Origin of the sequence: Streptomyces sp. MK7 (assembly GCF_032658145.1) — a bacterium.
In the GTDB taxonomy this organism is placed as follows: domain Bacteria; phylum Actinomycetota; class Actinomycetes; order Streptomycetales; family Streptomycetaceae; genus Streptomyces; species Streptomyces spiralis.
Genome location: NZ_JAVACL010000004.1, coordinates 156,851 through 178,889, shown reverse-complemented (window position 1 = coordinate 178,889; position 22,039 = coordinate 156,851). Strand labels below are relative to the sequence as shown.

Annotated in this window: 17 protein-coding genes; 3 read left to right on the top strand and 14 right to left on the bottom strand. The window is 69.2% G+C overall.

Annotated features, from left to right (window positions below; genetic code table 11):
* Positions 1-10 precede the first annotated feature (10 nt).
* From R2S09_RS07535 to R2S09_RS07495, 9 genes are all read right to left on the bottom strand, one after another.
* On the bottom strand, positions 11-412 hold the full coding sequence (locus R2S09_RS07535) for a cytidine deaminase (RefSeq protein WP_306186504.1): 402 nt from the start codon (positions 410-412) through the stop codon (positions 11-13).
* Complete coding sequence (locus tag R2S09_RS07530) at positions 412-1,698, bottom strand: ABC transporter permease (RefSeq protein ID WP_306186236.1); 1,287 nt, start codon at positions 1,696-1,698, stop codon at positions 412-414. Before R2S09_RS07530 ends, R2S09_RS07535 begins: the two co-directional genes overlap by 1 nt.
* Positions 1,698-2,825, bottom strand: coding sequence for an ABC transporter permease (locus R2S09_RS07525; protein ID WP_306186238.1), 1,128 nt, complete (start codon positions 2,823-2,825; stop codon positions 1,698-1,700). The genes R2S09_RS07530 and R2S09_RS07525 overlap by 1 nt, the downstream gene beginning before the upstream one ends.
* Complete coding sequence (locus R2S09_RS07520) at positions 2,822-4,348, bottom strand: ABC transporter ATP-binding protein (protein ID WP_316740336.1); 1,527 nt, start codon at positions 4,346-4,348, stop codon at positions 2,822-2,824. Before R2S09_RS07520 ends, R2S09_RS07525 begins: the two co-directional genes overlap by 4 nt.
* Before the next feature lie 196 nt (positions 4,349-4,544).
* Complete coding sequence (locus tag R2S09_RS07515) at positions 4,545-5,603, bottom strand: BMP family ABC transporter substrate-binding protein (protein WP_316740210.1); 1,059 nt, start codon at positions 5,601-5,603, stop codon at positions 4,545-4,547.
* Positions 5,604-5,913: 310 nt separating this feature from the next.
* Positions 5,914-7,236: an amidohydrolase gene (locus R2S09_RS07510; protein ID WP_306186508.1), complete on the bottom strand. Its 1,323-nt coding sequence runs from the start codon at positions 7,234-7,236 to the stop codon at positions 5,914-5,916.
* A gap of 421 nt (positions 7,237-7,657) precedes the next feature.
* Complete coding sequence (locus R2S09_RS07505) at positions 7,658-7,912, bottom strand: hypothetical protein (RefSeq protein ID WP_306186244.1); 255 nt, start codon at positions 7,910-7,912, stop codon at positions 7,658-7,660.
* A complete protein-coding gene (locus R2S09_RS07500) occupies positions 7,909-8,838 on the bottom strand; it encodes a hypothetical protein (protein WP_316740209.1) in 930 nt (309 codons plus the stop codon). The genes R2S09_RS07505 and R2S09_RS07500 overlap by 4 nt, the downstream gene beginning before the upstream one ends.
* Before the next feature lie 33 nt (positions 8,839-8,871).
* On the bottom strand, positions 8,872-9,294 hold the full coding sequence (locus R2S09_RS07495) for an ATP-binding protein (protein ID WP_306186252.1): 423 nt from the start codon (positions 9,292-9,294) through the stop codon (positions 8,872-8,874).
* A gap of 204 nt (positions 9,295-9,498) precedes the next feature.
* Between R2S09_RS07495 and R2S09_RS07490 the strand changes: the two genes are divergently transcribed.
* Both R2S09_RS07490 and R2S09_RS07485 read left to right on the top strand, forming a co-directional pair.
* Positions 9,499-10,335, top strand: a complete 837-nt coding sequence (locus tag R2S09_RS07490) for a helix-turn-helix transcriptional regulator (RefSeq protein WP_316740208.1) — start codon at positions 9,499-9,501, stop codon at positions 10,333-10,335.
* A gap of 8 nt (positions 10,336-10,343) precedes the next feature.
* A complete protein-coding gene (locus R2S09_RS07485; RefSeq protein ID WP_306186262.1) occupies positions 10,344-10,535 on the top strand; it encodes a DUF397 domain-containing protein in 192 nt (63 codons plus the stop codon).
* A gap of 29 nt (positions 10,536-10,564) precedes the next feature.
* Here the strand turns inward: R2S09_RS07485 and R2S09_RS07480 are convergent, their stop codons facing one another.
* Positions 10,565-10,843 (bottom strand): hypothetical protein, encoded by a 279-nt coding sequence (locus R2S09_RS07480; RefSeq protein ID WP_306186268.1) that lies wholly within the window; start codon positions 10,841-10,843, stop codon positions 10,565-10,567.
* Between the two features lie 17 nt (positions 10,844-10,860).
* Positions 10,861-17,301 (bottom strand): RHS repeat-associated core domain-containing protein, encoded by a 6,441-nt coding sequence (locus tag R2S09_RS07475; RefSeq protein WP_316740207.1) that lies wholly within the window; start codon positions 17,299-17,301, stop codon positions 10,861-10,863.
* Positions 17,302-17,651: 350 nt separating this feature from the next.
* On the opposite strand from R2S09_RS07475, the gene R2S09_RS07470 reads away from it, so the two are divergent.
* On the top strand, positions 17,652-18,716 hold the full coding sequence (locus R2S09_RS07470) for a Tat pathway signal sequence domain protein (RefSeq protein ID WP_306186289.1): 1,065 nt from the start codon (positions 17,652-17,654) through the stop codon (positions 18,714-18,716).
* Positions 18,717-18,729: 13 nt separating this feature from the next.
* On the opposite strand, the gene R2S09_RS07465 is transcribed toward R2S09_RS07470, so the two are convergent.
* From R2S09_RS07465 to R2S09_RS07455, 3 genes are read right to left on the bottom strand one after another with little or no spacing between them, the layout of a single operon-like run.
* Complete coding sequence (locus tag R2S09_RS07465) at positions 18,730-19,806, bottom strand: hypothetical protein (protein WP_306186295.1); 1,077 nt, start codon at positions 19,804-19,806, stop codon at positions 18,730-18,732.
* 50 nt (positions 19,807-19,856) lie between these two features.
* Positions 19,857-20,795: an N-acetylneuraminate synthase family protein gene (locus tag R2S09_RS07460; protein WP_306186301.1), complete on the bottom strand. Its 939-nt coding sequence runs from the start codon at positions 20,793-20,795 to the stop codon at positions 19,857-19,859.
* A 12-nt stretch (positions 20,796-20,807) separates the two neighbouring features.
* Positions 20,808-22,025, bottom strand: coding sequence for an N-acylneuraminate cytidylyltransferase (locus tag R2S09_RS07455; protein WP_316740206.1), 1,218 nt, complete (start codon positions 22,023-22,025; stop codon positions 20,808-20,810).
* Between the last annotated feature and the right edge of the window lie 14 nt (positions 22,026-22,039).

Sequence of the window (22,039 nt, the reverse complement as noted above, 5' to 3'; positions counted from 1 at the left end):
CGGACGGTTGTTACTTGCTGAGGTGGTCGGGCCCGAAGGCCTGCGGCAGCATCTGGGACAGCGGCAGGATCCCCGCCGGGGTCTCCAGGAGCAGGTCCGGCCCGCCGAACTCGTACAGCAGCTGACGACAGCGCCCGCACGGCACGAGGATCTCGCCCCGGCCGTCCACGCAGGTGAAGTGGGTGAGCCGGCCGCCGCCGCTGTTCTGGAGCTGCGAGACGAGTCCGCACTCGGCGCACAGGCCGAGGCCGTAGGAGGCGTTCTCCACGTTGCAGCCGGTGACGACGCGGCCGTCGTCGACCAGCGCGGCGACGCCGACCGGGTAGCCCGAGTAGGGGGCGTAGGCGCGGCACATCGCCGCGCGCGCCTCCTCGCGCAGCCTCTCCCAGTCGACCGTCGTCGCGTCCGAGATCACTTGCCCTGTCCCTTCCGGTACCGCATGCCGTCCGCCTTGGGCATCCGCAGGCGCTGCGCGGACAGCGACAGCACCAGCAGGGTGACGACGTACGGGGTGGCACCCACGAAGTCGCCCGGCACCTCGTCCGTGACCAGGTACCAGACCAGGACGAGCGCGGCCATGACGGCGCTGATGACACCCTGCCACAGGGCCTTGCGGTAGAGCTTCCAGCCGGCGAGAACCGCGAGAAGAACCACCAGGAGGAGCAGCAGCGCGTGCACGGTCACGCCGCCGTTGCGCAGCTGGAGCGCGTCGGAGAAGCCGAACAGGCCCGCACCCATCGCCAGACCGCCCGGCCGCCAGTTGCCGAAGATCATGGCGGCGAGGCCGATGTAGCCGCGTCCGCCGGTCTGGCCCTCGAGGTAGATGTGGGAGGTCACCAGCGAGAGGAAGGCGCCGCCGAGACCGGCGAGACCGCCGGAGACGGCCACGGCCGCGTACTTGTAGGTGTAGACGTTGACGCCGAGGGACTCGGCGGCGGTCGGGTTCTCACCGCAGGAGCGCAGCCGCAGGCCGAACGGGGTGCGCCACAGCAGCCACCAGGTTCCGACGAACAGCACCGCGGCCAGGATGGTCACCACGGAGAGGTTGGTGACCAGGCCGCCGAGGATGCCGGCGAGGTCGGAGACGAGGAACCAGTGGTGCTTCTCGACCGATTGAAGAGCGTCCGAGAGGCCGGGCACGTCGAAGTTGGGCAGCGAGTCCGAGGGCGGGGACTGCTTGGGGTTGCCGCCGGCGTCCGCGGCCTTGCCGTCCACGAAGAAGAGCTTGGCGAGGTACTGGGTGGCGCCGAGCGCGAGCAGGTTGATCGCGACACCGGAGACGATGTGGTCGACGCCGAAGGTGACGGTGGCGACGGCGTGCACCAGGCCGCCGAGGACACCGAAGCCGATGCCGCACAGCAGGCCGAGCCAGGGGCTGGTCTGCCAGCCGATCCAGCCGGCGCCGAAGGTGCCGAGGATCATCATGCCCTCGAGACCGATGTTGACGACACCGGCCCGCTCGGACCACAGACCGGCGAGTCCGGCGAGTCCGATCGGCACGGCGAGGCCCAGCGCGGCGCTGATCTGGCCGGCGGAGTCGAGCTGGTTGGCGCCGGTGATCACGCGGACCGCGGCGACGAGCAGCAGGGCGCCCGCGACGATCATGAGGATCTGGCCGAGCGACCGGCCCTGGCGCTTGGCCGCGGCGTCCGCCTTGGGCGCCACGGGCGGCGGCGTGTCGGTCATCGTGGCAGTCATCACGCCACCTCCTGCTTCTTCATCGGGGCGACGGCCTGGGCGGCGAGCTCGGCACCGACCCGCTGCTGCTGGCGCTTGAGGCCGTAGCGGCGGACGACCTCGTAGGCGATCACGACGCACAGGACGATGACGCCCTGGATGACGCCGAGGATCTCCTTGTCGTAGCCCTCGAACTCCAGATGGTTGGTGGTGCGCTCCAGGAAGCCCCACAGGAGGGCGCCGAGTGCGATGCCGACCGGGTGGTTGCGGCCGAGCAGCGCGATGGCGATGCCGGTGAAGCCGATGCCCGCCGGGAAGCTGTTGTCGAACTGGTAGCTCTCGTTCAGCAGCGTGGGCATGCCGATCAGGCCGGCCACGGCGCCGGAGACGACCATGCTGGTGACGACCATCTTCTTGACGCTGACACCGCTGGCGGAGGCCGCCGACTCGGACTGGCCGACGGTGCGCAGGTCGAAGCCGAAGCGGGTGCGGCCGAGGACGAACCAGAACGCGATGCCGACGATCACGGCGAAGAAGATGAAGCCGTCGAGGACGCCCGCGGGGCCCGTGTCCATGTTGAACAGGTGCGAGGCCCCCGGCAGCGGCTTGGTGGAGACGAGGGTGCCCGCCTGGTCGAGCTGGCCGAGCTTTCCGGGCTGGAGCAGGTAGGCGATGATCGCGGTGGCGATCGAGTTGAGCATGATCGTCGAGATGACCTCGCTCACCCCGCGGGTCACCTTCAGAACGCCGGCGATGGCCGCCCACAGGGCGCCGGTCGCCACGGCGCACAGCATGATCAGCGGAATGGCGATCCAGCCGGGGACGGTGAGCGCCCCGCCGAGGACCGCGGCCATGAACGCGGCGAGCCGGTACTGGCCGTCGACGCCGATGTTGAACAGGTTCATGCGGAAGCCGAGGGCCACCGCGACGCCCGCCAGGTAGTACGTCGTCGCCTTGTTCAGGATGTAGACCTGGCTGTCACTGGCGGAGCCGTAGGTCACCATGTCGCTGAAGGCGTCGCCCGGGTTCTTGCCGGTGGCGAGGATGACCAGGGTCGTGACGACGAGCGCGGCGACCACGGCCAGCAGCGGCGCCGCGATCCCGAGGAGCAGCCGCTCCTTGTCGATCCGTTGGGTCAGCTTGTTCATCGGTCGGCGTCCTCTGTGTGCTCCAGGTGGCCGGTGGCCGCACCCGTCATGGCGGAGCCCAGCTGCTCGGGGGTGATGGTGGCGGGGTCGGCGTCGGCGACCAGGCGGCCGCGGTACATCACCCGCAGGGTGTCGGAGAGCCCGATGAGCTCGTCCAGGTCGGCGGAGATCAGCAGCACGGCCAGGCCCTTGCGGCGGGCCTCGCGGATGTGGTCCCAGATCGCGGCCTGCGCGCCGACGTCCACACCCCGCGTGGGGTGGGCGGCGATGAGGAGCTTCGGGTCGTGGCTCATCTCGCGGCCGACGATCAGCTTCTGCTGGTTGCCGCCGGACAGCGAGGCGGCGGTCACCTCGATGCCCGGGGTGCGCACGTCGTAGGCCTCGACGATGCGCTCGGTGTCGGCGCGGGCGGCCTTGAGGTCGAGCAGTCCGCCGCGCGAGTTGGGCCGCTCGGTGACGTGGCCGAGGATGCGGTTCTCCCACAGCGGCGCCTCGAGGAGCAGGCCGTGGCGGTGGCGGTCCTCGGGGATGTAGCCGACGCCGGCCTCGCGGCGGCGGCGGGTGGGGCTGTGGGAGATGTCGGTGCCGTCGAGCGTGATGACGCCGGCGTCCGGGTTGCGGATGCCCATGATGGCCTCGACCAGTTCGGACTGCCCGTTGCCCTCCACACCGGCGATGCCGAGGACCTCGCCCTTGTGGATGGTGAAGGAGATGTCGTCGAGGATGATCCGTTCGACGCCGTCGAGGTCGGTCTGCGCCAGGCGCAGGTTCTCCACCTTCAGCAGCGGGACGTCCGTGACGGTGGACTCCTCGGTCTCCGGCGTGGGCAGTTCGCTGCCGACCATCAGTTCGGCGAGCTGCTTGGTGGTGGTCGTCCCGGGGTCGACCGTGCCGACCGTGGTGCCGCGCCGGATGACGGTGATCTCGTCGGCGACGGAGAGCACCTCGCCCAGCTTGTGGGAGATGAAGATGACGGTGAGCCCCTCGGCCTTCAGCCCGCGCAGGTTGTCGAAGAGGGCGTCGACCTCCTGCGGCACGAGGACGGCGGTGGGCTCGTCGAGGATGAGGATCTTGGCGCCGCGGTAGAGGACCTTGAGGATCTCCACGCGCTGACGGTCGGCGACGCCGAGTTCCTCCAGCAGGACGTCCGGGCGCACGTTCAGGCCGTACGCGTCGGATATCTCCTTGATCTTGGCGCGCGCCTTGGCGCCGATGCCGTACAGCTTCTCCGCGCCGAGGACGACGTTCTCGAGGACGGTGAGGTTGTCGGCGAGCATGAAGTGCTGGTGCACCATGCCGATGCCGCGTGCGATGGCGTCGGCGGGGTTGTGGAAGGTGACCTGCTCGCCACCCACGGTGATGGTGCCCTCGTCCGGCTGCTGCATGCCGTAGAGGATCTTCATCAGGGTGGACTTGCCGGCGCCGTTCTCACCGCACAGGGCGTGAACGGTGCCCGTGCGGACCGTGATGTCGATATCGCGGTTGGCGACGACGCCGGGGAAGCGCTTGGTGATGCCGCGCAGTTCGACGGCAGCGGGAGGGCTGGACGCGTTGATGGCGCACTCTCCTCGGGGAAAGGGGCTGCGGGGGGAGGGCAGGCGTCGGCGACGCTAGCGCGGCAACTCCTTGCTACGCGCGTAGAGTTGGCACATTGTTATGGCTCGACGAGGGGCTGCGCTGCGGCCCCTCGTCGAGCCGGGTCCGACGGGACCCATCAGGTCACGGGGTGGTCTTGACCTTGATGCCGCCGTCGACGATCTTCTTCTTCGCCGCGTCCAGCTTGGCCTGGATGTCGTCGATGAAGCCCCCGCTGGTGGCCAGCGAGACACCGTCCTTGGCGAGCGAGTAGGAGTTGACGCCCGTCAGCGGCTTGCCGTCGTGGACGGACTTGATGAAGTCGTAGACACCGACGTCGACGTTCTTGACCATCGACGTCAGGATCGAGTTCTTGTACTTGGCCAGGCCCGGGATGTTGTACTGGTCGGAGTCCACGCCGATGGCCCAGGTGCCCTTGGCGCCGCTGACCGCCTCGATCGCGCCGTTGCCGGAGGAGCCGGCCGCCGAGTAGATGACGTCGGCACCCTTGTCGAGCATGCCCTGCGCGGCCGCCTTGCCCTTGTCGGGGCTGGCGAAGCCGGAGGTGTCCGAGCCGTGACTCAGGTACTGCGTCTCGACCTTGATCTTCGGGTTGGTGTCGTGGACGCCCTGGACGTAGCCCGCCTCGAACTTCTTGATCAGCGGGACGTCGACGCCGCCGATGAAGCCGACGTGGTTCTTCTTGGTCTTCAGCGCGGCGGCGACACCGGCCAGGTAGGAGCCCTGCTCCTCGGTGAAGGTGATGCTGTCGACGTTGTTGACGTCCACCACCGAGTCGACGATGCCGAAGCTGGTCTTCGGGAACTTGGCCGCGACCTTCTTCATCGAGTCGGAGTAGGCGTAGCCGACGCCGATGATCGGGTTGTAGCCGGCCTGGGCCAGGTCCGACAGGCGCTGCTCGCGGTCGGCCTCGGTGTCCGAGGTCTTGGCGGTCAGCTCCTTGATCTCGCCGCCGAACTCGCTCTTGGCCTTGTCGGCGCCACGCGCGGCGGAGTCGTTGAAGGAGCGGTCACCACGGCCGCCGACGTCGAAGGCGAGGCCGATCTTGACGCCCTTGCCATCACTGGAGGAGGACGACGACTTGTCGTTGTTCTCGGAGGAGGTGCTGCCACAGGCAGTGGCAGACAGTGCGAGGGCTGCGGTGGCGGCACACGCAGCGGAAAGCTTGGCTACCCGGCGCACGGGAAGGCTCCTTCACCTGACCTGAGCGCCATGTCGGCGCTTGATGTGAGCACCACTCCAGTGCTCGAACCGAGACGCCCCGACGGCGCCGGCTTCGGCATCGTAACGCGCGTAGATGTCAGAAAAAGACCTCTCGCGAAGCCGTTATCGATTCGAGGCAAACGGCATCTGAACTCAGGGTCTGGCGGTTGTACGGCGCGGATTTCGGGCCGTGTGCGAGTGGCTTGTTACCGCCGTGTGCCAGGCGGTGCGACGGCCCCGTCGGGGGCCGCCACTCAACGGTCCGCCGATCCGCTCACCGGGCCGCCGCTCACCGGCCCACCGCGTGGAGCAGGGCGGCGGCCGTGAACAGCTCCACGCCCACCCGGATCGCGGACTCGTCGGCGTCGAAGTCGCCCTGGTGCAGGTCGCGCAGGGTCCGCTCGCCGGGGGTGCGCACGCCGAGCCGGGCCATGGCGCCGGGGACGTGCTCCAGGTACCAGGAGAAGTCCTCGCCGCCCAGGCTCTGCTCGGTGCTCTCGACGGAGTCCTCGCCGCGCCGCGCCACCATGGCCTCGCGCAGCAGTTCGGTCGCCCCGGGTTCGTTGACGACCGGCGGCACCCCGCGGACGTAGTTGATCTCCGACTTGGCCTTGTGCAGGTTGGCGACCTCGTCGATCGCGGCGACCACGATGTCGGGTGCGTGCCGCCAGGCGTTGATGTCCAGGCAGCGCACGGTCCCGGAGAGCTCGGCGTGCTGCGGGATGACGTTCGGGGCGTGCCCGGACTCGATCCGTCCCCAGGTCACCGCCAGCCCGGCGCGGGTGTCGACACGGCGGCCGACGAGCGCGGGCACGTCGGTGACGACCCGGGCGGTGGCGGTGACGAGGTCGGTGGTCAGGTGCGGCCGGGCGCTGTGGCCGCCGGGGCCGTCCAGCGAGACCTCCAGCCGGTCGCAGGCGGAGGTGATGGCGCCCTGTCTGAGCCCGATCATCCCGGCGTCCACCCGGGGGTCGCAGTGCACGGCGACGATCCGCGCCACCCCGTCCAGCACGCCGGCCTTGATCGCCTCGGCGGCGCCGCCCGGCAGCACCTCCTCGGCGGGCTGGAAGACCAGCCGCACGGGCCGGGGCAGCAGCCCCTGCCGGTGCAGGTCGGCGAGGACGAGTCCGGTGCCGAGCACGACGGTGGTGTGCACGTCGTGGCCGCAGGCGTGGGCGCGGTCGGGCACGGTGGAGCGGTACGGGCACTCGCTCTTGGTGTCCGGGATGGGCAGCGCGTCGATGTCGGCGCGCAGCGCGAGGATGCCCTGCACCGCACCGCTCACCCCGTCACCCAGGGGAGCGCCTGCCGCGTCACCCGGCGCGTCGCCCACCAGGTCGTCCGGCTCCTCCCCGTAGCCGTCCAGGTCCACGCCGGCGTCCCTGCCGATGTCACAGACGAGCCCCGTCCCGCTGGGCAGCACGCGGGGCGCGAGCCCGGCCTTCTCCAGCCGCTCCTTGATCGCGGCGGTGGTGCGGAACTCCTGGTTGCCGAGCTCCGGGTGCATGTGCAGGTCGCGACGGAACGCGACGAGTTCGGCGAACAGCGCCTCCGGCAGGGTGCCGGGCAGGGCGGCTTCCGCAGGGAGATCGGCCTCGGACTCTGGGGACATCAGTTGCTTCACCCTCTGAAGGGTATGCCGCCGGGCCGGTCAACTGCCCCTCGATCAACAAAAGTTCAGCCCGTCAGGGGAAGAAAAACCGGCCGTCGGCGCATAGGTATCGACTGGGATGGGTACACTCGTCCGCCTTGACCGGCCGAGTGGATCACGGGATCCCCGGGAGCAGTGACACCGCCACGTCCCTGGCACCCACCCCGCTGTGCTTTTCTCCAGGCATACCACGCTTCACGGGAAGCACGCCCGAATTGTTCACTTGGCGGACATCCCCCGGACGGCCGCCGGACGACCCGCCGCACGCCCGCTGACCAGGCGGCCCTAGGGAGAACAGGGCCGAACCAGGCTCTCCTCCGGTCTGGACCGTCCGGGCGATACGGCACGTGTCACGGACCGTGACGCCCGACCGGCCAGTCAGTCACTTTTCGGCGAACACCTCCGCAGCGTCCTTGGCATGCACGGCCCTCCGCATCCACAGTTCGAGCCGTTCACGACTCCCGCAGAGGTTCACGCGCGACCGGACAAGGTTGGTGACCGGGATGCCGCGCCACTTCAGGACGGCGAAGACCAGTTGGCGATCAGCCTTGAGGAGCTGTTGCCTGTGCCAGAAGTCGAGAACCTCGTCATCGGTCGGCGTCCTCGCCCTTTTCACGTCGCTGGAATCCGCGCTCACTCCTCGGAGAACAACTCAGCCGCATCCGCCACACTGAGTGCTCGCTGCGCCCACGCGTCCAGCTGATCCAGGTCCTGGCATGCACCCACATGCCCACGGACAGCGTCTGTCACCGGGACGCCGCGCGACGCCAGAATGCGGAAGATCATCTCGCGGAGCCTCTGACGCCCTGCCTCAAGCCCTGCCTCAAGCCCTTCTTCACGCCCTTCTTCGCGCCCTTCCTCTCGTCCTTCCTCGCGCACCTGCTCGGCCACCTGGTGCCGAAAGAAGTACTGGGTTGCGGTCATCAGGTCCCTCCAGATCTGCTTCGCCTGAGGGTCAGTCAGGCAGGAGTCGACGAACTGCACGAAGGCTGCGGCACTGTCGGGGTCGAGCTCCTCCAGGCCGGCCACCAGGGATTCCAGTATGGCGGCGACTCGTGGGCCCCGCCCGTGTGTCATGGCCGAGAGCACCGCAAGGGGTGGGTCCTGCCTCGCCTGCTGCTCGTCCGCGATCACCGGCACGTTGTCCGGGCCGAGCACGAGTGGTCGGACCGTCAGTGAGTACCAGCCGGGGAAACCGAGCCGGATGGGGCGCGACGCCCACCGTGCCGTGGCGCTGCTCTGGGTGATGACGATCAATACCGGCTCGCAGCGGTACTTCTCGTGCAGGAACGACAGGTAGTAGGGCCAACTGCCCCGCTTGCGCTCGTCCACCTTCCCCTGGGACTCGACCACCAGGAGATACGTCCCCTCGTCCGTCTCCGCCCGCAGCAGCGTGTCCACGCGGCGCTCGACGGGTTCGACCTCCGTCAGGTCCACGTTCAGCGCGGCGATCTCCCGTGGCCTGGGGAACGGCACGTTCAGCACACGCTGTAATGCCTTGGTGAGCAGTTCCGGTTCCTTTTGGAAGATGCGGTGCAGCGCCTCGTGCGACGAGCCGACCATCAGCTCTCCTTTCCGTACGACGTGATCAACGAGCTACGCCGCGACAAGTTCGCACCACACGTACTTCCCCTGATCTCCGAAGCGGGCCGACGGGCGCCAGCCCCAGTAGTCCGCGCAGGCCGTCACCAGGCCGAGGCCCCTCCCCTCCTCCTCCGCCTCGCCGACCCGCTCCAGCGGTCGTGGCGGGTCCGGCGGGGCCGGGTCCGTATCCCACGCCCCGATCCACACCAGCCCCTCTGAGGTGCGGCGGACCCTGAGCGCGGCCGGCCCCTTCGTGTGGCGTACGGCGTTGGAGACCAACTCCGTCGCCAGCAGTTCCGCGGTGTCCACCAGGCCGATCAGTCCATGCATGGTGAGGATCAGGCGCAGGGTGCGGCGGCAGACCGTGACCGCTCTGAGGTCGTTGGGGATATAGAGGGTGTAGTCCCAGGACTCGATCGGCTCGTTCTCGGGCATGCGTCATCGACTCCGGTCGGTGAGTGGGTTTTGGCGCGCGGTGGCCTTGCCGCAGCCGTCATGGCGCGACGGAACGGTGCGCTTCCGCTACGTGTGTGTTGCGTCACCGACGGTAGGGCTAACCTGTCATACCGAGCAAGCCGATCGCGTAACCTGACCCCGAACGAGTCGCAGGAACAGGCGTGTTGAACCGAGGAGCTGTCGATGGCCCTGAGGCGCGAACCAACTGCACGTCAGGTGCGCCTGGGAGTCGAGTTGCGCAGACTCCGCGAGGCGGCAGGACTCACCGCCAGGGAGGCGGCAGCGCTGCTCGGTACAGGCCGCGTTCAGATCAGCCACATCGAGTCCGGACTCGCGGGCCTGAGCGAGGAGCGACTGCGCCGTCTCGCGTCGCACTACGCCTGCACGGACGAGCAGTTCATCAACGCGCTGGTGGCGATGGCCACTGACCGAACGCGTGGCTGGTGGGAGGAGTACCGAGGCCTGCTGCCCACGTCTTTCCTGGACCTGTCCGAGTTGGAGCACCACGCCCGGTTTCTGCGCCACGTGGCCATCCTGTACGTCCCGGGCCTGCTCCAGACGGAGGCCTATGCCCGTGCCGTCTTCTCGTCCAGGCTGCCAGAACTCACCCAGGACGAGCTCGAGTTGCGCATCCGGCATCGAAAGGCGCGCCAGGAGATCACCGTCCCGTACGAGGCAGTGATCCACGAAGCGGCACTTCGCATCAGGGTCGGTGACCGTGCCACCTCAAGGGGCCAGCTCACCCGGCTTCTCGAACTCTCCGAAGCGGGTCACGTCGCCCTGCGCGTCATCCCCTTTGACCTGGACGGCTTCGCCCAAGCCTCCAGCACGATGACGTATGTGGGTGGCCCCCTGCCCAAGCTGGACACAGTGGCACGGGACGCGCCTCATGGCTCGGTCTTCATCGATTCCGAGGCTCAACTCAGCATTTATCGAACGCGCTTCCGTACGATGGAGGCCGTATCACTCGAACCTGACCAGTCCCGTGACTTCGTCCACCGGCTGGCAAAAGAGCTGTGAGGCACCCCATGGACAACTGGCGGAAGTCGTCCTACTCGGGCGAGGGCGACGGCAACGAGTGCGTCGAGATCGCGAACACCCCCACCCACACCGCCGTCCGCGACTCCAAGGCCCCCGCCAGGGCCACCCTCACCTTCCCCACCACGGCCTTCACCTCCTTCATCGGAGCCCTGAAAGAGGAAGAGACACAGCACCTCTAGTGCCGTGCCTCTCCTTCGGACGGGTGGCGCTATCGCCGGCGTCCTGCGGCGAGCCGCTCGTGGCGACGCCGCTCCGCTCTGCACGCGAACCACATCGACGACCCCACCGCCGCCGCGCAGACGGCGGTGAGGGCCACCCGCCCGGCGCCGCCGGGGCCCGACGCCATGCCGTAGCCGAACAGCGCGACGCCGAAGCAGAACCCGACGAGCACAGGGTGCCGTGCCGCGAACAGCTGCACCCGTGTCGGGGGCTTGTCGCCGCCGAGGAACCTGTCCACGGCGGCGAACGCCCGTTGCCGCTTACTCATCTGCCGTCCTCCCGGTCTCAGCCCAGCGGAAGCGCCCGGTCCCGGACGATTCCCCGGACGATCGGCCCGAACCTGCTGAGCCCCGCAGTGACGACGGCGGTGGCGACAGGTACCGCGGCAGCCATCGCGTAACCGCCCACAGTGTGCTTCTTGTTGTTCGTCTGGTAGTCGTACTCGGCGGTCAGGACCGCGCCGCCCAGTACGCAGGCGGCAATCGCCGTACCTCCCGACAGGAAGCTGCACCCCACCGCGAAGGCACCACCGATGATCTCGGCATGGTGGTTCTTCCAGAAGCCCTTCGCCCAGCCGAAGAAGCCGCCGCCACCGTCGTCGTCCTTCTTGATCTTCTTCTGGGCGTCGTGCCGGCAATCGGCCTGCGACTTGGCGCCGCCCCTGATGCAGCCGAAGAAGGACTGGATCGCGTCCCTGTCGTTCTTGTCCGCGTTCTTGTACCAGTTCTGGTACTCCGTGTCGGTCAGGTACTGCGAGCCCGAGTAGCCGAGGTTCTTCTTCACCCAGGTGTACGTCTTGCCGGTGACCGCCTTCTTGTGTTCCCGCCCCGTCTTGATGGAGCAGTCACCGACGGCACAGCCCCTGGTGTAGTCCGAGGTGCCGGTCGTCGGGTCGTAGCCGACCTCGTCCCAGGTCTTCTGGTCGCAGTACTTGATGTCGTACTGGCACGAGTTCGGCTTCGAACCGATCTCCATGCCCGACGGGTCGCTGTAGTTGACCGGGTTGTCGGCCGAGTAGCTGTACGCGTTCAGCTCCTGCGGCGAGAACGGCTTGTTCAGCGGGTCGGGTGACAGGAAGCGTCCCAGCGCCGGGTCGTACATGCGTGCCCCCAGCAGGGACAGGCCTGTGGAGTCGTCCTCCGGCTGGCCGACGAAGCCGCGGTCCGTGGTGGACGGCAGTGCGTCGGCGGAGGAGCGCGGGGCGCCGAACGGCAGGTAGCGCCGCCGTGTCACCGTGCCGCCCACCGCGGCGATCAGGAGCTGGGTGGAGGACTGCGCGTCGCTCAGCAGCCAGGTGAGAACGCTGCCGCCCGAGCCGTCGGCAGTGCGCATCGCGACCGTCGTGTCGCCCGCCGTGTAGTAGCGCGTGGCGAGCACCGACGTGCCGGTCTTGCGCACCTCCTGACCGTCCAGATAGAGCACCGACTCGGTGGGCGATTTGCGCAGCAGCACGTTGCCGTCGGAGTCGTACACGTAGTCCGTCGTGTTCGAGCCGGTCTTGACCGAGGTCACACGGTGCAGCGACGACCAGGTGAGGTCGGTCTGCACCCCGCCGACGGTGCGGGACTTGAGCTGGCCGGCGTCGTCGTAGGTGTAGTTGTCCGTTCCGCCCGGCGTGTTGATGCTGGTCACCGCGTGCGGGTGGGCAGCGCCGGGGGTGTAGGTCTGCTGGTCGGCGGAGTAGCCCGGGTAGACGTAGTCGCGCACGGTCGAGCCGCTCGCGGTGGTGCGGGTCTCCTTCTGGAGGTTGCCGATGCCGTCGTAGGTGTACGCCAGCTGGTACGGATCGTTCGCGCTGGTCAGGTCGGGTACGGTCGGGCTCTGACAGCTGGCCATCGCAGTGGTCCACGCCTGGGTGAGCCGGTTCAGCTCGTCGTACGTGAAGCACTCGTTCTGCTGCGTCAGGTTGTCGGTGGTCTTGGTGATCTGACCGCCGGCGTCCCGGGCGTAGGTGTCGTTCTGGACCGTGCTGGTCGTGCCGGTGTGGGTCTGCGTCGTGGTGATGTTCTGGAGCCAGCCGGTGCCGTCGGCGTCCTCGTAGGCGTAGGACCGGCGGGCCGTGTAGGGGGTGTTCGTCGTGTCGCTCGTGCTGCCGTAGCTGCGGCCGGCGAGTCGGCCCACGTCGTCGTAGTCGGTGGCGCTCACGTAGGTCGCCAGCGAACTGCTCAGCCGCTGGACCCGGCCGAGGCCGTCGAAGTTGGTCGTGACCGTCTCGGCGGGCAGTCCGCCCACGGCCGGGTAGTCGACGGCGGTCAGGGCGTCGGCCGCGTTGTAGTGGTAGCCGATGGTGTACGTGCCGCCGAGGCCCGCCGCGTCACCCGCGTCCGGGACGGTCACCGTGGTGCCCGTGGGGCGGCCGTCGGCGTCGTAGCCGGTGACGGCGCGCGTGAAGGCGTTGCCCGCGCCGTCGTAGGACGTCGCGGAGGCGGGCTGGCCCTTGCCGCCGGACACGGTGTCGTACTTGGCCTCGGCCAGCAGCGTGCTGCCCTGCTTGATGGTGGTGGGTCGGTGCAGGTTGTCGTAGCCGTAGGTCAGGACGGTGCCGTTGCCGTCGGTGGTGGTGTCCACGTTGCCGTTCTGGTCGTACGTGGTCGAGCTGGTGCCCGTGTCGGGATCGGTGGTGGTCTTGCGGTCACCGAGCCAGTCGTAGCCGTACGTCGTCACGTTGCCCTTGGCGTCGGTGATCTTCGACAGGTCTCCGGAGCGGGTGTACTCGTACTTCGTGTGGTAGGTCGAGGGGCCGAACTCCACGACCTCGGTGACCTGCCCGAAGACGTCGTAGTAGGTGTTCGTGCGCTCGCCGGTCGGCGGCACGGTGGTGGTGTAGTCGCCGTTGTAGTTGGTGATCGTCTGGCCCTGGAGCTGCGGGTCTCCGTTCACCAGGATCTGCGACCCGTACGTGCGGCCGGCGTAGTCGATCAGCAGGTCCGTGTACGAGGGGATCGTGTCCACGGTCGGCAGCACCATCCCGGATCCGGCCGCCTGGTCCGTGTGGAAGGCGGCGGAGGTGCCGGTGACGTTGCCCGAGGTGTCGTACCGCGTGGAGACGACCGTCGCGCCGCCGGAGGTGGCCGGTGTCTGCTGCTCGCGCACCCGGCCCAGGCCGTCGGCGTAGCTGTAGGCGGGCACGTAGAGCGAGCCGCCCTGGAAGACCTTCGTGGTCGTCAGCGACGGGCCGTTGGCCAGCGTCGGCACGCCCTCGGGGTTGGTCCACGTCGGGATCGTGTAGTCGAACGACATCGACGCGTTGCCGTCGGGGTAGTTGGCGATCTCCGTGGGCTTGAAGATCTGGGAGACACGGCCGACGGAGTCGTCGACGATCCGCGTGGTGTTGCCGTTCGGGTCGACGATCTTGTAGGGGTTGCCCCACAGCCGTGAGTACCAAGTGGTCGTCGTCTGGGCGGTCAGCGGGCCGCCGTCGTCCGGGTCGGGGCTGGTGACGGTGACGCCGTCGGTGGGCCAGGACGCGTTGGGCGAGTTGTACGCCGTGGTGGTGGTCTTGCCCTTGCCGTCCGTGGTGCTCTTGACCCGGCCGGCCTCGTCGTAGGTGTAGTCGGTCTCGCGTGGGGTGGAGGCGTCCGCGTACTCCAGGACCTTGGTCACGTTGCCGTCCGTCGGCTTGTCGGTCGCGGCGTCGGTGGCGTTGTCGTACAGCGTCAGCTCGTACGAGTCCTGGTTGGCCGAGCTCCGCGAAGCGCAGTCCGCGGCGTAGTGCCGGGTCTCGTCCGGCAGCACCATCCAGCGCTGGACCTGGGAGCCGGGGAAGTAGTCGGTGTTGTACGCCCGCCCGTAGGTGGTGCAGCGGTTGTCGTCGACGTCGACCTGACCCCAGTCGTTGGTGCGCAGCGGCAGGCCGTACTTGTAGCTGACCGGGTCGGTCGAGTCGTACTCGTCCTTGACGACCCGCTCACGCCAGGCACCGCCCGAGACCAGCTCGTCCGTCGTGGTCTTCTGGTCGCGGACGAAGCGCGCGTCCGGCAGTCCGGCGTAGGTCGCGGTGTCGTACACCCAGTAGTCGTGGAAGACGCGCTGGTGCGACTGGCCTGCGCCGTCGCGCCGGCTGCTCTCGATCACCTTGCCGTTCAGCCAGGCGCTGTCGGTGTACGAGGTGCCCTGGCCGTCGGTGACGCTGACGCTGCGTGTCTGCGAGGAGTCGGTCTTCGAGGTGCGGTCGCCGTCCATGCCGCGGTAGAGCCAGTAGTACGTGGAGGCGGCGTTGGCCTTGGTGCCGGAGTGGATCTCGACCTGCTGGTAGCCACGCCAGTCGGTCCAGGACTCCTTGTCGTCCGGGGTCAGCGGGTCGTTGGGGAACGCCCAGGCGGGCTTGCCGTTGTAGTCGTACGTGGTGGTCATGACCGGGTCGCCGTCGTCATTGGCGCCCTTGCCCACGCCCGGGTCCACCTGGACCTGCTTGACCAGGTACTTCTTGAACCAGCCCGAGTGCTCGGTGGTGTCGTTCTCCGGTGTCCAGCTCTGCTTGAAGCAGTCCATGTCGTTGTTGGACTCGCTGGGCAGGTTGGTGGAGTCGCAGGCGTTGGCGAAGCCGTAGGTGACGTCGACGAACGAGCCGAGGTCGCCGTGGACCTGGTTCACCCGGCGGAAGTTCAGCACCGAGCTGCCGATCTGGTTGTCCAGCCACTCGCCGTTGAAGTTGATCGTCGGCAGGGTGATGTCGGGGCCGTCGCCGTAGCCCTTGCGCTGGACGTAGTCGAGCCACAGCTGGTTGCCGATGGTGCCGGACGGGTCCGGCAGCCCGTACTTCATCTGGTACTGCATCGCCGGATCCCACGTCATCTGCGACTCCACCGTGTTGGTGTCCGTGCCGCGCACGTAGGTCTTGATGTCCCACAGCATGTCGGTGGAGAAGAACGTCGGCGACGCCGTCTGCCCGGTGATCGACCTGCAGTCGTCACCCGTGTTGCACATCAGGTCCGTCGGCACGTCCGGGTACGAGGACGGCTGGGTCCATATCGACGGGCAGGCGCCGGGGTCGTGGGCCAGCGGGTCGTCGGTCATCCGCTCCACGCAGCGGCCCACGTGGGTGAGCTCGACCTTGGCGGGCAGCTGGGCGCCGGGTAGCTGCGAGGCCCAGCCGTACTCGACGCGCACCAGGTAGGAGGCCGCGTCGTAGTCACGGGCCTTGTCCGTGTTGATCCAGGAGCGGTAGCGGTTGGACTGCTTCTCGTAGAAGTAGGTGTTCTCCACCTCGTTCTTGTCGACGACCCAGTCCAGGTTCCAGCGCCAGGCCTGCCGGCAAGGCTCGGGGAACTGGTCGTGACAGGGCTCGCCCGGGTCGTTGCCCGCGACGGGCACGGTGAGCACGGAGTGGGTGTAGACGTCGGTGCCGTTCTGCACCTTGTCGCGCTCGCTGCGGCCCCAGCCGAAGTAGTAGCGGGTGCCGTCCTGGTCGGAGATCACCCAGTACTCGTCGTCGGCGCCGTGTCCGCCGGTCAGGTGCTGCACCCGCCAGCCCGGGTCGTCCTGGAGGTGATAGGAACCCGTGCCGGTGCCGTCCTGCACCAGCGTCGAACTGTGGCCGTTGAGGTTGATCGTGTAGATCGCCCCGTCCGGCTCCTGAGCCGTGTTCGGAGAGTCCCAGCACAGGTCGCCGACGGTGGGGATGCCGTCGGAGGCACAGGGGCGGTAGCGACGCTCGATGAAGCCGGCGCTCATGTCCCAGCCCAGGCCCTCCTGTCCCGCCTGGGTGTTCTCGGCGGAGGTCAGGGCGTCCACCGACTGGGAGTTGTACGTGAGCGCCAGGCTGGGCGCGCTGCCCGTCGGCGGCTGCGGAAGCTGGACCGGCAGGCTGTACGTGAACGCGCCGGAGCCCTGCGAGACGTTCCACGAGCCGGAGGGGCTCAGCGGCGTGGCCCGGTAGTCGCCGGCGTCCGAGGAGGAGCCGGCGGCCACCACGTAGGTGCTCGCCGTGTCCGTGGACTGGGCGGAGAGCATCAGCGGGGTGCTCGCCGTGTTCGCTGTGGGGCTCAGGGTGTTCTGCCAGGTGCCGGAGGTGTCGCCGCCGACCGGCACGGTGGCCGTGAGCGTGCCCTTGGCCGGATCGTTCTTCGCCGCCACGAACTGCGGCTTGCCGAGCACGCAGCCCTTGGGCCGCGGGGACTGCACGGCGCACGCGGGCACCTTCATCAGCCGCAGCCGTGCACCGAAGTTGCCGCCGTAGGCGTGCTTGAAGCCGGAGTAGTCCAGAGAGACCTGGACCTTGCCGGAGTTGGCGACCTTGTCGGTACGGGTCAGCTGCACCCCCAGGCCGACGCCGCCCGCCTGGGCGACCGTGGACCTGTCCAGGACGTGCACGTCCACGCCGGCCGGAGCGGGCGACAGCGCGGTCGCGTCGGCCCAGTCCCGCGCGTCGACCGGCGCCGGAGCGACGGCGACCGCGGCGTCCCGGCCGGCCGCACGGCCCTCGTCGACGACCGTGCCGGAAGGCGTGATCGCCCGGGCCTCGCCCGCCTTGCGGCCGGAGAGGTCCACGACGGCGTGCGCGGCCTTCGGCCACACCACCTTCGCGGGCTTGACCGGGGTCGGGTCGGCCTGGTCCTTCGCCACGGGAGCGGCGTCCTGCGCGTGCACCGTCTGCGTGTGCTTGGGCGGCGGGGCCACGAGCGCCGCCGCTGCCGCCGGCACGGGGCCGGACAGCATCGCCAACGCGAGCGCGCCTATCGCGGTCGCCGTCACGGTGCGCGCGCGCACCACACCCTGGAACCTCAAGGAGTGACTCCCCACTCGACTGCCCCACCGGCGCCACCGGCCTGCGCGTCAAAAGCTGGCTGTGCCACCGTGACAGTGATCGGGCCGCGTGCGGCGACCAAGAGGCAGTGACCAAGTAGCCAGGGGCAGCGGGACAGTAATGGCCGCCCGGTCCGCGCGGATAGCTCGGAGAAACCGGGCAAGCGGAACGCAACCATCTAACTGCCACTCAACTCGACTGTGAGCTTTGTCACATTTAATTCGGAGTGTCAACCCCTGGCAAAGTCATGGGCGTCGGGTCTGGCGTCGGAGATCACCCGGGTGCTTCAATCCCCCGATTTCACTGGATCTTCCGGAGGGGCAGCCCCGCCATGAACGCCGAGATGCGCACACCGAGCCGACGGCAGCTGCTGAAGTGGGGCGGCGGCCTCGTCGGCGTCGGCGCCTTCGGCTCGGTGATGCTGACGTCCTCCTCGGCGAGCGCCGCCGCGGTCACCTCCTCCAAGCACTTCGATCTGACCGCCGCCTCCACCATGTTCCTGCGGGAGATCGACCTGCAGGAGACCCGGGTGCTGCAGTCCTTCGCCTTCGACAACACCAACAAGCACCTGTACACGGCGCAGTTGGTGCAGGGCGGTCGCGAGCTGCCCGGAGAGACGCAGTTCTACGACGGCGCCGCGCGCGCCGCGCAGGGCGACCTGTGCATCACCCGGCTCGACTGGGGCGGCAACGAGATCGGGCGCATGTACCTGAAGGGCTTCGGGCACGGCGTCTCCATCGCCGTCGAGCCCTCGGGCAACAGCGCGTACCTGTGGACCGAGTGCGATGTCGACATGACGAAGAACCCGGACAGCTCCGGAAATCGCTACGGCACGAAGATCGCCCGGTTCAAGTTCGCCAACGGCGCCGTCCTCACCACCGCCTCGGCGGCGCTCACGAAGTACACCCCCGTCGCCGGCTCCACGAACACCACCGTGGCCATCGACCCGGCCAACAGCCGCATAGCCCACCGCTACAACCTCAACGGCACCTGGAAGTACGCCCTGTACGACCTCGCCACCTTCAAGTCCGGCGGCTCACCGCTGACCACGATCACCCAGGTGTCCGACCTGACCGGGGTCACCTTCCAGGGCTACACGACCTACGGCCAGTACCTGTACACGATCGACGGCACCGCGTACGGCACCAGCGGCAGCGTCGAAGGGACCGGCAACACCTACATCACCTGCGTGGACTGGAACACCGGCACGAAGGTGGACCGCCAGCTGACCAAGGCCGGATACAGCCTCTCCTACCGTGAGCCCGAGGGCCTGGCCGTCCAGATCCCCGACACGTCGAACATGGCGGCCGTCCGGCTGCACATGGGCTTCGCCTCGGGCGCGGACGCCGCCGCGCCCAAGCAGGCCAGCTTCTACTACAAGGACGTGCTGGTCTGACCGGTCGCGACGGTCAGGCGGTGGCACCCTGCGCCAGACCCACCGCCGCCAGGCGGTGCACGTCCCGTGCCGTCCCCGTGACGCCCGACAGGAACCCCTGTGCTCGCGGGGACGCCGTCTCCGTCAGCCAGGCGGGATCGATGTCGCAGACCGCCACCCTCACCCCCGTGCCCGCCAGGGCGAGCGGGAGGGTGTGCACGACCGTCGACGGGAAGCTGAGGATCGTACGGCCGATGGGGCCGCGGCGGGCTATCAGCTCCAGGGGGAGGTCGGGGCGGACTATCTCCAGTCCCGTTTCCCCCGCCAGCCTGTGCAGCTTCTCCGTGCTCTCGCGGCGGTGGGCGAAGTAGCGCGTGGCACCGTGGGCCCTGGCCAGGGCGCGGACCGCCTCCAGGTAGTGGCCGACGTCGACCACGCCCGTCTCGACCAGGGACGTGCCGACCAGGTCCGCGCCCCTGGTGATGCGCGGCGGGCCGAAGCGGGCGCGGGTCCAGGCGAAGTCGTTCGCGGTGACCGTGACGCCGTCCGGGGTCTCCGTCACCGGCATGGACGAGAAGACCTCGACCCCGCGGCCTTCCCGCGGGGTGAGGCGGCGCCGGGCGGAGGAGGACACGGGCGCGAACAGCAGGTCCCTCGGCCCACGCCGGCCCCCCTTGCGGTGCCAGCGGACCAGGCGCTCGCCCCGGGCCAGCTGGGCGACGAACTCCATGGTCGCCGTGCCGTCGTCCACCACCACCAGATCGCGGGCCCGGGTGATCGTCAGCAGCAGCTGGACATAGCGGGAGAACGGGTCTCCCATGACGACCCGGTCGGCCCGGCGGAGCGGGCCCGCCAGGCCGCCGATCGTGTGGAAGGGCGCGGTCGTGCCGCCCCGCGCCTCCTCCCAGCGCACCCGGAACCCCTCGTCCCGGGCCAGGTCGGCCATGCGGCGCAGCTGGCCCCGGGTCATGGGGTCGGTCGGGGACAGCACGACGAGGGTGAGCTCCCCGCCTGCCGGTGCCGGGCCGCGCAGGCCGTGGTGGTGCGCCCACTCCAGCACGTTCAGCAACTGGACCGGGCTCTCGACGAAGGCGAGGGTGCGGGGGCTCATCGGCGTACGACCGTCCCGTCGTGAAGGAACCTGTAAGACGATCAGGACACTCAGACCGCTACCGGCTCGCCCGCCGCCGCGGCGATCTCCGCCTCGGCGACGACACCGGCGACACGGCGCAGCTTCTTCATCGGGGCGAGCTCGGAGTCGTAGACCTTCTTCACGCCGTCGCCCAGGGACGCCTCGATCACACGGATGTCGCGGACCAGGCGCTCCAGACCCTGCGGCTCCACGGAGGCCGCCTGGTCGGAGCCCCACATGGCGCGGTCCAGGGTGATGTGGCGCTCGACGAAGGCCGCGCCGAGGGCGACCGCGGCCAGCGTGGTCTGCAGGCCCGTCTCGTGGCCGGAGTAGCCGATCGGGACGTTCGGGTACTCCTTCTCCAGCGTGTTGATCACGCGGAGGTTGAGCTCCTCGGCCTTCGCGGGGTAGGTCGAGGTGGCGTGGCACATCAGGATGTTGTCGCTGCCGAGCACCTCCACCGCGTGGCGGATCTGCTTCGGGGTGGACATGCCGGTGGAGAGGATGACGGTCCGGCCCGTGGCGCGCAGGTCGCGCAGCAGCTCGTCGTCCGTCAGGGAGGCCGAAGCCACCTTGTGGGCGGGCAGGTCGAACTTCTCCAGGAAGGCGACGGCCTCGGTGTCCCACGGGGAGGCGAACCAGTCGATCCCCTTCTCCTTGCAGTACGCGTCGATCTGGCGGTACTCGTCCTCGCCGAACTCCACGCGGTGGCGGTAGTCGATGTAGGTCATCCGGCCCCAGGGGGTGTCGCGCTCGATGTCCCACTGGTCGCGGGGGGTGCAGATCTCGGGCGTGCGCTTCTGGAACTTCACGGCGTCGCAGCCGGCCGCGGCGGCCACGTCGATCAGCTTGAAGGCGTTCTCCAGCTCACCGTTGTGGTTGATGCCGATCTCGCCGCAGATGTAGACGGGACGGCCGGGGCCGACCTCGCGCGAACCGAACGTACGCAGACGGGAGTTGGTGCTCATCAGGGGATGTCCTTACTTGGGGAGGGAGTCGAGACCGGGGCCGAGGATCCAGCCGGCGATCTCTCGGATCGCGCCGTCACCACCCGGGACGGTGGTGACCGCGCGTGCGGCGCCGCGTACGACGTCGTGGGCGCTCGCGACCGCCACGGGCCAGCCGACGAGGGCGAAGCACGGCAGGTCGTTGACGTCGTTGCCGACGTAGAGCACGCGCTCCGGCGCGATGCCCTGCTCCTCGCACCACTGCTTCAGCGCGAGGTCCTTGCGGTCGACGCCGTGCAGCACGGGAAGCCTGAGCTTCCGGGCGCGGGCGGCGACCACCGGGTTCTGTTCCGTGGACAGGATCAGCATCTTCAGGCCGCTGCGGCGCAGGGCCGCGATGCCCAGCCCGTCGCCGCGGTGCACCGAGACGAACTCCCGTCCCTCGGAGTCGATCAGCACCCGGTCGTCGGTCTGGGTGCCGTCGAAGTCCAGTACGACCGCGTCGATGTCGTCGGCGGTCGGGAGAGCGCCGGGGCGGTCCGCGTCGAAGAGGGGTGCGAGGGCGCGGGCCCGGGCGAGGTCGTGCGGGTCGTCTATCTCCAGCACCCGGGCGGGGTCGGTGCGGACGAGTTCCGTGCGGCCGAAGAAGCGGTGCCGGTGCGTGCGGAAACCGGCCGCGTCCATGGCGTAGGCGGCGCCGGTCTCCAGGAAGTCCTGGGGCCGGTCCTGGCGGCGGGGGCGGAAGGACTTGTCGTGGTTGACGCCGTAGCCGCCCTCGCCCGCCTCGTCGGAGTGACGCCAGACGAAACCGTGGAAGGGAGCGACGGTGACGGCGGTGTCCGCGCCCTGCTCCGCGACCGCGCCGGCGACGCCCTCGACGTCCTCGCGGACCAGGAAGGGGCTGGTGCACTGCACGAGCAGGACGACGTCGACGGGGGCGCCGTGCAGGGCCTCGTGGGTGTCGAGGGCGTGCAGGACGGCCGCCTCGGAGGTGGCGGTGTCGCCGGCGATGGCCGCCGGGCGCAGCACGACCTCGGCGCCCGCCTCGCGCGCCGCGGCCGCGATGGCCTGGTCGTCGGTGGAGACGACCACGTCCGTGACGAGCCGGGCGGCCAGGCACTCGCGGACCGCCCGGGCGACCAGCGGGACGCCGCCGATGGAGGCCAGGTTCTTGGCGGGCACTCCCTTGGAGCCGCCGCGCGCGGGGATCACCGCGAGCACGCGGCTCACCCCGGCTGCTGTCTCGGACATGGGCTCTTCTCCTT